The sequence below is a fragment of the Amycolatopsis orientalis DSM 40040 = KCTC 9412 genome (assembly GCF_000478275.1).
GTDB classification, from domain to species: Bacteria; Actinomycetota; Actinomycetes; order Mycobacteriales; family Pseudonocardiaceae; genus Amycolatopsis; species Amycolatopsis orientalis.
Genome location: NZ_ASJB01000042.1, coordinates 19079 through 28502, shown reverse-complemented (window position 1 = coordinate 28502; position 9424 = coordinate 19079). Strand labels below are relative to the sequence as shown.

Sequence of the window (9424 nt, the reverse complement as noted above, 5' to 3'; positions counted from 1 at the left end):
CAGACGACGCCGTGGCCGCATTCAGAGGACTAAACGCGGGAGCGCCCCGAGGTGGATCCCGCCAACAGCATCGGCGGACGGAACGGAGAGAGCGGACATGCGACGGACATCCCTGGTGTGTGTCCCCTTCGCGGGGGCGGGCGCCTCGTTCTTCCACTCCTGGGCGGCACTGACCGACGGGGACCCGCGGATCATCGCGCTGCAGCTGCCCGGGCGGGAATGGCGGCTTTCCGAAGACCCGTACCGGGACGTCGCGGAGGCGGCGGCCGGGCTGCTGCCCGCCGTCACCGCCGAACTCGCGCCCGGGGAACGGATCGCGGTCTTCGGCCACAGCCTCGGCGCGGTACTGGCCTACGAACTGGCCCACCTGCTGGTCGCGCGCAGCGACGCCGACCTGGTGCGGTTGTTCGTGAGCGGCTCGCCCGGCCCCTGGACGCGGCGGACCCGGCGCGCGACCGGCCTCCCCGACGACGAGTTCCTGGCCAGGGTCAAGGAGTTCGCCAAATACGACCACGAGGCGCTCGCCGACCCGGACATGCGGGAGCTGATCCTGCCGACCCTGCGCGCGGACGTCGAGATGCACGAGGACTACGTGCCCGCGCTCGCCCGGCCGTTGCCGCGGCCGATCACCGCCGTGCGCGGGACCGACGACGACCTGGTGACGGCCGCGCAGACGGCCGAGTGGCTGCAGGCGACCAGTGCCGAGTTCGCGCAGGAGGAGATCGAGGGCGGGCATATGTACCTCGCGGAGAATCCCGGTGCCCTGCTGCGCCTGGTGAACGACGAACTCGCCCACCGGGAGCGCTGAGCCATGCGACTCGACGGCAAGACCGCGATCATCACCGGCGCGGCCCGCGGCCTCGGCCGGGCCTGCGCGGTCGCCTTCGCCCGCGAGGGTGCCGATCTGGTCCTCCTCGACGTCTGCGCGGACCTGCCCGGTGTGTCGTACCCGCTCGGCAGCGCGAGCCAGCTCGAGCACACCGCCGACCTGTGCCGCGAGCGAGGCGCCGCCGTGCTGACCCGGCAGGCGGATGTGCGGGACCTTCCCGCGCTGCGGCAGGCCGTCGACGCCGCCCATGGCTGGAGCGGGCGGATCGACGTCCTGGTCAACAACGCCGGGATCGCCACGCCGTCGGGTACCCCCACCGACGAGATCACCGAGGACGAGTGGCAGCTGATGATCGACGTGGACCTCTCCGGCGCCTGGCGGGCGACGGCGGCGGTCGGCAAGATCATGACCGCCCAGCGGAGCGGCAGCATCATCAACGTCGCCTCGACGGCCGGGCTGGTCGGGTATCGCCACTTCGCGGGCTACGTCGCGGCCAAACACGGCGTCATCGGGCTGACCAAGGCCGCGGCGCTCGACTTCGCCCCGGTGAAGGTCCGGGTCAACGCCCTCTGCCCGGGCTCGGTCCGGGACGACCCCGCGGTGGAGGGCCGGATGCTGGCGGAGATCGCCAGATCGCTGCGGGTGCCGGACGGCGAGCACGAAGCGGCGTTCGTCCAGTCGCAGCCCATGAACGCCCTGATCGAACCGGCCGACGTCGCCGAGGCCGCCGTCTGGCTCGCCTCCGACGGATCCCGGCAGGTCACCGGATCGGTCGTCACCGTCGACGGCGGGTTCACCGCCCGCTGACCCCGGCCGCCGAACCCTGGATGGATGTGGTCATGCCCTCGCAAGAGACCAGGAACGCCAGGCACTGCCACGCGCTGTGCCTCCGGCTCGACGGCCCTGTCGACGCCGACGTGGTCGCCGGGCGCTTCGCGCGCATCGCGGCGCCGGGAGCGCTCTGGGCCGAGCGGGTCCCGTTCACCGCCGAGGATCCGGCGGGTGCCCGGCGCCGGGCGCGCGAACTGGCCAGGCCCGTCGATGCCCGGCGCGGGGCGCGGGCCGCGCTGATCGAGTACTCCGACGGCCGGGCGGAGCTGGTGGTGGTCGCGCACCGGGCCGCGTTCGACGGCCCGGCGTTACGCCTGCTCGCCACCGCGGTGCTGGAGGGCGGCCCGGCTCCCGCGCGGTCGCGGGCACCGGGCCGCCGGTCCGGCGCGGAGCACGTACCGGAGTGGGGACTGGGTGACCGCGCTTTCGGGGACGACGAGTCGGCCGAATTCCGGGTCTCCTTGCCGTCCGGCACCGATCCGGACCCCGAGCGGTGGACGTCGGCGCTCGCAGCCGTCCTCGCGCGGTACGAGCCGGGAGACCGATCAGGGCGGGCTCCCGGCGCGGGATTACTGTTCGCTCTCGACAGCGCAGGGGAGTACGTGTCCTGCCTGGCGCCCCCGTTCCCGCTGACCGTCACGGTCGGCCCGGCCGAGCTGCGATGCCATTACCGGCCCGCCTGGGTGAGCCCGCCGATCGCCGCCCAGTTCGTCCGGCATCTCGCCGAAGCCCATCGCACGGCGGGGAAAGAGATTTTCGACGAGGCCGAGCGTGAACACGTGGTGGCGCTCGGCCGTCCGGCACCGGCCCCGGACGGCGGGCCGCGCCGCATCCCGGAAGTGTTCGCGGAGCGCGCCTCCGAACGGCCCGACGCGATCGCACTGTCCGATGAGGACGGTCAGGTCTCCTACCGCGAACTCGACCGGTGGTCCGGCCGGCTCGCCGACGGCCTGCGCGGCGCCGGGGTGAACCCGGGAGACCTCGTCGGTGTCTGCCTCGACCGGTCGGCGGAACTGGTGGCGGTCCTGCTCGCCGTGCTCAAGGCGGGCGCCGCCTACGTTCCCCTCGATCCGGCCTATCCGGCGGAACGGCTCGCCTACACGGTCGAGGACGCCCGGCTCTCCGTCGTCATCACCACGCTCACCGGATTTCCCGTGTCCCCGGGACTTCGGGTGCTGACGCCGGAGACCGTCGAGGCCCTGTGCGGCGACGGCCCGCCCGCCACCGCCGGCGGTGGCCCGGACGACGCGGCGTACGTGATCTACACGTCGGGTTCCACCGGCAGACCCAAAGGCGTGCTCGTCCCGCACGCCAACGTCGTCGCGCTGGTGGACGCCACCCGGGACGACTTCGCCCTCGGCGCCACCGACGTCTGGACGTTCTTCCACTCCGTCGCGTTCGACTTCTCGGTCTGGGAGATCTGGGGCTGCCTGCTCACCGGCGGGCATCTCGTCGTCGTCCCGTACTGGGTCTCTCGGTCGCCGGAGCAGGTGCGCGAACTGCTGGCGGGGCACGGGGTCACCGTGCTGAGCCAGACCCCGTCGGCGTTCGCCCCGCTCGCGGAGGTGGACCGCGCGCACCACGAACGGCTGGCGGTCCGGCTGGTGATCTTCGGCGGCGAACCCCTGCACGCCGCGAGCCTGCTGCCGTGGCTGGACCGGTATCCCGAGACCCGCTGCCGTCTGGTGAACATGTTCGGCATCACCGAGACCACCGTGCATGTCACCGCCGAGACCATCACCCGGTGGCACGCCCTCACCGGGTCGAGATCCGTCGGCAGGCCGATTCCCGGCTGGCGGGTGTCCGTGCTGGACGAGTCGGGGCGGCTCGCGCCGCCGGGTGTCGCGGGCGAGATCCACGTCGCCGGCCGCGGCATCGCGCTCGGCTACCTGCGGCGGCCGGGGCTGACCGCCGCACGCTTCCCGGCCGACCCGTTCGGCGGCGGGCGGATGTACCGCACCGGCGACCGGGGACGGCTACGGCCGGACGGCGTGCTGGAACACCTCGGACGGCTGGACGACCAGGTCAAGCTGCGCGGGTTCCGCATCGAACTGGGGGAGATCAGGTCGGTGCTGGCGGAATGCGCCGGGGTGACCGCGGCCGCGGTCACGCTGCGCCGGACCGACGCGGCGGACGCGGCCACCGGACGGCTCGACGCGTACGTGGTGCTTTCGGAGGGGACCACGGCGGCGGTGCGGGAGCGGATCGGCCGTGTCCTGCCGGACCACATGGTCCCGGCGACCATCACCGCGCTGCCCGCGCTTCCGGTGACCGCCAACGGGAAAGTCGACCTCGCCGCGCTGCCGGAACCCGCCGCACCCGCTGCGGCCGGGTCTCTTCCGGAGTCCGATGTGGAGGATGAACCTGCGGCGGGGGACGACCTCGCCAGTGAGCTGCTGGCGGTGTGGCGGCAGGTGCTCGGTTTCGCCGTCGGCGCGTCCGACAGTTTCTGGGAAATAGGCGGGAATTCACTGCTGGCCATGCGGATCGCGGCGGCGATGCGCGAGCGCGGGCTGCCGCCACTGCACCCGCGTGCGCTCTATCTCAACCCCACGGTGCGCGCGCTGGCCGATGCGCTGCGGTCCTGACGGCCTGTCCGGATACGTCTATTGGTCGGCACTGGTGTGGTCGAGGCTTTGTACGAGAACATAAAAGGGTGGAAGTGTTCGTAAAACGAAAAGGAAGTGGTAATGATGCGAATCATGCGCAGGTCCGTGGTGACGATGACAGCAATGGCGGCTGTGCTGAGCTTTTCGCCCGCGGTGTCCTCGGCGGCTGTTCCGTCCGGATACCTGAGGTTCTGTAATACGGGGGCCGTGTGTGCCAATCGGCCCCCGGCCGAAGGGTCGGAGTGCATCAACATCGATATCGGCGGTTGGGTCACCTACGCGTTGAACCGTTCCGACCACGGCCACTACGTGTACTGGGACAAGAACTGTGGTGGAACAAATCGGGTGCATCTGGCACCCGGTGAAGCCAAGGGCGGCATAGCCAACTTCCAAAGCTACAAGCGCTCGTGACATTCCAGCGCTCAGGCACGTCGTCAGGTGGTGCCCTGCACGAGCCGGTTCTCCCAGGCCCACGCCGCGATCCCGACCCGGTTGCGCGCCCCGAGCTTGGTCTGGATCCCGGCGACATGGCTTTTGACCGTGCTGAGGGAGATGAACAGTTCGGCGGCGATCTCCCGGTTGGACAGCCCCCGGGCGATGGTCCGCACGACCTCCATCTCGCGGCCGGACAGCGCCGCCGCCCGCGCCGGATCGGTCTGCGACACCTCACCGGTGCTGTTCAGATGCTTGAGCAGCCGCAAGGTGATCGACGGTGAGACCAGGGCCTCGCCGTTGTGCGCGGCCCGCACCGCTTCGATGAGCAGCGTCGGCCCGGCGTCCTTGAGCACGAAGCCGACCGCGCCGCCGCGCAGGGCCCCGTAGACGTACTCGTCGAGATCGAAGGTGGTGACCACGACGATCCGCATCGGATCGGCCACCCCGGGACCCGCCAGCGCGCGGGCGACCTGGATGCCGTCGAGTTTGGGCATCCTGATGTCCACCAGGCAGACGTCGGGCCGCAGCCGTCTGGCCATGCTGATCGCTTCCGCGCCGTCCTCGGCCTCGCCGATGACCTCGATGTCGGGCTGGTCCTCCAGGATCAACCGCAGGCCGGCGCGGACCATCGCCTGGTCGTCGGCGAGCAGGATCTTGATGGTCATCGGGGCTCCCTGGTCGGGATGGGCAGGGTCGTCCGCACGGACCAGCCCGCGCCGGAGGGCCGCGGACCGGCCGACAGCGACCCACCGAGGGTCTCGACCCGTTCGCGCATCCCGATCAGACCGTAACCCCCGCGGTAGTGGGGGCGGGCCGGACTCGGCGGGGCGTCGTCGGCGACTTCGACGGTGACGCCGTCGGTGTCCCGGCCGACGGTCACGTCGACCGAACGGGCGTGCGGCGCGTGCCGCAGCACGTTCGTCAGCGCCTCCTGGACGATCCGGTACACCGTGCTGGTCACCTCGGGCGGCCAGTCCGACTCGTCGCCGGGAGTGCTGAGCCGGACGTTCGCGTGCTGTTTGCCGAATCGCCGGACCAGCTCGCCCAGCCCCTCCGGCTCCGGTGAGGCGGGAGCCGTGTCGTCGGTGTCGCGCAACAACTCGACGACGCGGCGCATCGCGATCATGGCGTCGGTGCCCGCGGCCTCGATCTCGGCCAGCGTCTCCGAGACCTTTTCGGGATTCCGCCGCGCGATGACCTGGGCGGCCTGCGACTGGAGCAGCATCCCGGTGAGGTGATGGGCCACGATGTCGTGCAGTTCCCTGGCGAGTTCCAGCCGTTCGTCCCGGCGCACCCTGTCGGCGGCGGCCCGCGTCCTGCCGTCGTGCAGCCGCAGCCCCAGTCCGGCCGTGACCCCCGCCAGGCAGGCCGCGGCGGCGATGGCGGGTACGGCCGACACCGGCCCGGCGATGAGCTGGACGGCGATCAGCAGCAGTCCGGTGCCCCCGATGGCACCGGCCCGCACCGGCGCCAGTGCCCGGACCGCGGATCCGATGAGCACCGCGAGGCCCAGCGCCATGGCCGGCCCCGGTTCGGCGGGAAGGTGGATGGCGGGCAGCAGGCCGAGCAGGATCGTGAGCGCCACGACGATGAGCCCGACGACCGCGGTCCAGGTGCGCTCGCGGCGTCGTGCCAGGGCGAGCCCGCACACCACGACGGCGGCGAGGGCGCCCGGAACCCAGGACACGCCGCCCCAGCTGGACGCGAGGGCGAAGACCTGGAGCGCGATCGCGGCGAGGAACAGGACGCCGAGCCCGGTGTCGGAAGCGACCTTGACCCAGCGCTCCGGAGTGGTCACGCCGGTCAGATTACCGAATCGCCGCCGCACGGAGGGGCCGTACGGCGGCGACTCGGGCAGCCCGAAGCGGTCGGACCTGGGGGTTTCGTCCTGGCCGACGGGCGGGGCGATGGGAGCGTCTTCGCGCATGTCAGCGCTGGGGCGAGTCGGACCAGTACGACCGCGGCGGGGCACCGGTCACCCGGAGGTGGTGGTCGCGGGCCCGCAGCGACGGTCCCACCACCAGCGCGATGACCATGACCGCGGTGGCCAGGTACGGCACCGTGGTCCGCCCGTCGACCCAGGCGCCCACGGTCACCGCGATACCGCCCGCGGCGATGGCCATGGCAGCCCCGCTCGGCAGGGTCCGGATCGCGGAGCCGACGAGGACGGCCAAGGCCAGTCCCGTGATGGGAGAGGGCTCCTTCGGCAGGGAATCACCGGCGATCAGCGACACCACGACGGCGAGGGCCGCGACGGCGACACCCGCGCCCGCGATGAGGGTCTTCTGCCGTTCGCGCAGCAGCGCGAGGCCGGACAGCACCACCGCGACGGTCGAGCCGAACACCCAGGACGTGCCGCCCCAGCTGTTCATGAGCATGACTGCCGTGAACACGATCCCCGCGGCGAACACGATGCCGAGCCCGACGTTGACCATGATGCCCGCTGGTCGTTCCGCTGAAGTCATGCGGCCAAGAATAGGAAGCGGCGTCGCCCGGGTAACCGGTCAAAAGTACAGGAGGGGGCGGGAAAGGCCGTGCTTTAGGCCGATATTGACACTGCTGTGGTCCGGCTCCTGGCGCCTAAAGTGCTCTTCACCGCAGTAACTTCACCTACGTGTCGAGGGACTCGCCGTGGCCGAAGAGACTCTTTCCCCGTTGACGCAGCCCGGAACCACGGAATTCGCCGGGACACCCGAACGTGGCCGGACGCGGCTGCGGTTCTGGCGCTCGCCACCGGATCAGCCGCACTGGGCGCGTCCGGTGTTGCTCGGCATCGTCGTTCTCGCGGGCGCGTTGTATTCGTGGAACATCGGGCGGAGCGGATACGCGGACTATTACGCGGTCGCCGTGAAGAGCATGTCGGTGAGCTGGAAGGCGTTCTTCTACGGCGCCTTCGATCCGGGCGCTTCGATCACCCTCGACAAACTCGCCGGGGCTTTTCTGCCGCAGGCGTTGTCCGCGCGGATCTTCGGCTATCACGAGTGGTCGCTGACGCTGCCGCAGGTCGTTTGGGGCATGCTTTCGGTGCTCGTGCTCTACCGGCTGGTCCGGCGCTGGCTGGGTGCCGCCGCGGGTCTGCTGGCGGCGGGCCTGTTCGCGCTCACGCCGATCGTGGCCTCGGTGTTCGGGCACGCCATGGAAGACGGGGCGCTGACGCTGTGCCTGCTGCTCGCCGCGGACGCGTTCATGATCGCGGTGGCGGGGGCACGGACGCGCTGGCTGATCCTCGCCGCGGTCTGGGTGGGCGTCGGCTTCCAGATGAAGATGCTCGAGGCCTGGATGGTGGTGCCCGCGTTCGCCGTGACGTATCTGCTCGTCGCTCCCGCGTCGTGGTGGCGGCGGGCCGGGCAGGTCGCGATCGCCGGTGTCGTCCTGGCCGCGGTCTCGTTGAGCTGGATCCTGCTCTACACGGTGACTCCCGCGGGGGAGCGGCCCTACGTGGACGCGACCACCAACGACAACGCGTTCTCGATGGTCTTCGGGTACAACGGCGTGGACCGGTTCGGACTCCATGTTCCCGGCGCCGCCCGGACCGACTTCACGGATCCTTCGCGCACCGGGGAGCTGGTGCTGCCGCCCGAACTCGAGCGCCTGGCCGCCCCGCCGCCCGGAGTCCCGGAGCCGCAGCCCGTTCCGGAGCCCGGCGCGGAACCCGTCCCGGAACCTGCGCCTGAGCCTGCGCCTGCGCCTGTGCCCAAGGCCGAAGAGCCGCCCCAGGCCTGGCACAAGCTGTTCGGCGACCGCTACGCGACCCAGGTCGGCTGGCTGTACCCGCTCGCCCTGGCGGGGCTGGCGGCCGGTCTCGTCCGGTACCGCCGGACCCGGCGCGACGACCCGGTGTGGGGCGGATTCCTGCTGTGGGGGCTGTGGCTGCTGACCTTCGCCGTGGTCCTCAGCCGGATGACCGTCCTGCACAGCGCGTACCTCGTCGCCCTCGCGCCCCCGCTGGCCGCCCTGGCCGCGGCGGGGGCCGTGCTGGGCCTGCGGCTCCACCGCGAACGCCGGACGGCCTGGATGCTGCCTTCGGTGCTCGTCGCGCAGCTCGCGTGGGTGGGGTATCTGGCCACGCGGTACGCGGACTTCCTGCCTTGGCTGGCCTGGCTTTCCCTCGGCGGTGCGGCGGTGGCGACCGCTGTGCTGGCCGTCGGCGCCCTGCAGCGCACGACGGTCGCCCCCGCGGCCGTCGCCGGCCTCGCCGCGGTGCTGATGCTTCCGTGCGCGTGGGGGTTGTCGGCGTTCGACCACAAGTACGCGGGCACCGCCTTCGAGGCCGGTGCGGGGCCGAGCGGGCCAGTCGGAGTGGATCTGGACAGCGGCACGAGGGACACCCTGACCGACGAGCAGCGGAGGCTGTACGACTATCTGCGGGCGAATCGCGAAGGCGCTCGCTACCTCGCGGCGACGACGTCCTGGCAGACCGCCGGTCAGTTCATCGTGCCGACCGGAGAGCGCTTCCTGCCGATGGGCGGCTTCTCCGGGCAGGTACCGCGGCCGACGCTCGCGCAGGTGCGGCAGATGGTGGCGGCGGGGGAACTGCGGTACGTGGTGCTGGGCGGCGCGGGCGGCCTCCTCACGGCCGATTCGGAGCTGTACCGGATCGTGGCCTGGGCGGCGGCCTCCTGCCCGCTCGTCCCGCCCGCCGAGCACGGCGGTGACCCCGCCCTCTTCGTCTTCCGCTGCACCTCAAGTGCCTGACCCCCGTGACGCCCGCTTCGCGAGC

The 9424-nt window shown here is 71.7% G+C and carries 8 protein-coding genes; 5 read left to right on the top strand and 3 right to left on the bottom strand.

Annotated elements, in window-relative coordinates:
• Positions 1–97 precede the first annotated feature (97 nt).
• From L324_RS10680 to L324_RS42255, 4 genes are all read left to right on the top strand, one after another.
• Positions 98–808, top strand: a complete 711-nt coding sequence (locus L324_RS10680) for a thioesterase II family protein (protein WP_037306100.1) — start codon at positions 98–100, stop codon at positions 806–808.
• Positions 809–811: 3 nt separating this feature from the next.
• Positions 812–1636, top strand: coding sequence for an SDR family oxidoreductase (locus L324_RS10675; protein ID WP_037306099.1), 825 nt, complete (start codon positions 812–814; stop codon positions 1634–1636).
• A gap of 32 nt (positions 1637–1668) precedes the next feature.
• Positions 1669–4248, top strand: coding sequence for an amino acid adenylation domain-containing protein (locus tag L324_RS10670; protein WP_081736301.1), 2580 nt, complete (start codon positions 1669–1671; stop codon positions 4246–4248).
• A gap of 102 nt (positions 4249–4350) precedes the next feature.
• On the top strand, positions 4351–4680 hold the full coding sequence (locus L324_RS42255; RefSeq protein ID WP_152546792.1) for a hypothetical protein: 330 nt from the start codon (positions 4351–4353) through the stop codon (positions 4678–4680).
• Between the two features lie 23 nt (positions 4681–4703).
• On the opposite strand, the gene L324_RS10665 is transcribed toward L324_RS42255, so the two are convergent.
• From L324_RS10665 to L324_RS10655, 3 genes are all read right to left on the bottom strand, one after another.
• Positions 4704–5369, bottom strand: a complete 666-nt coding sequence (locus L324_RS10665) for a response regulator (RefSeq protein ID WP_037306097.1) — start codon at positions 5367–5369, stop codon at positions 4704–4706.
• On the bottom strand, positions 5366–6502 hold the full coding sequence (locus tag L324_RS10660) for a sensor histidine kinase (RefSeq protein WP_037306388.1): 1137 nt from the start codon (positions 6500–6502) through the stop codon (positions 5366–5368). Before L324_RS10660 ends, L324_RS10665 begins: the two co-directional genes overlap by 4 nt.
• A 130-nt stretch (positions 6503–6632) precedes the next feature.
• Positions 6633–7169: a metal transporter gene (locus tag L324_RS10655; protein ID WP_235783489.1), complete on the bottom strand. Its 537-nt coding sequence runs from the start codon at positions 7167–7169 to the stop codon at positions 6633–6635.
• Between the two features lie 166 nt (positions 7170–7335).
• On the opposite strand from L324_RS10655, the gene L324_RS10650 reads away from it, so the two are divergent.
• Positions 7336–9399, top strand: coding sequence for an ArnT family glycosyltransferase (locus L324_RS10650; RefSeq protein ID WP_063624587.1), 2064 nt, complete (start codon positions 7336–7338; stop codon positions 9397–9399).
• The last annotated feature ends 25 nt before the right edge of the window (positions 9400–9424 follow it).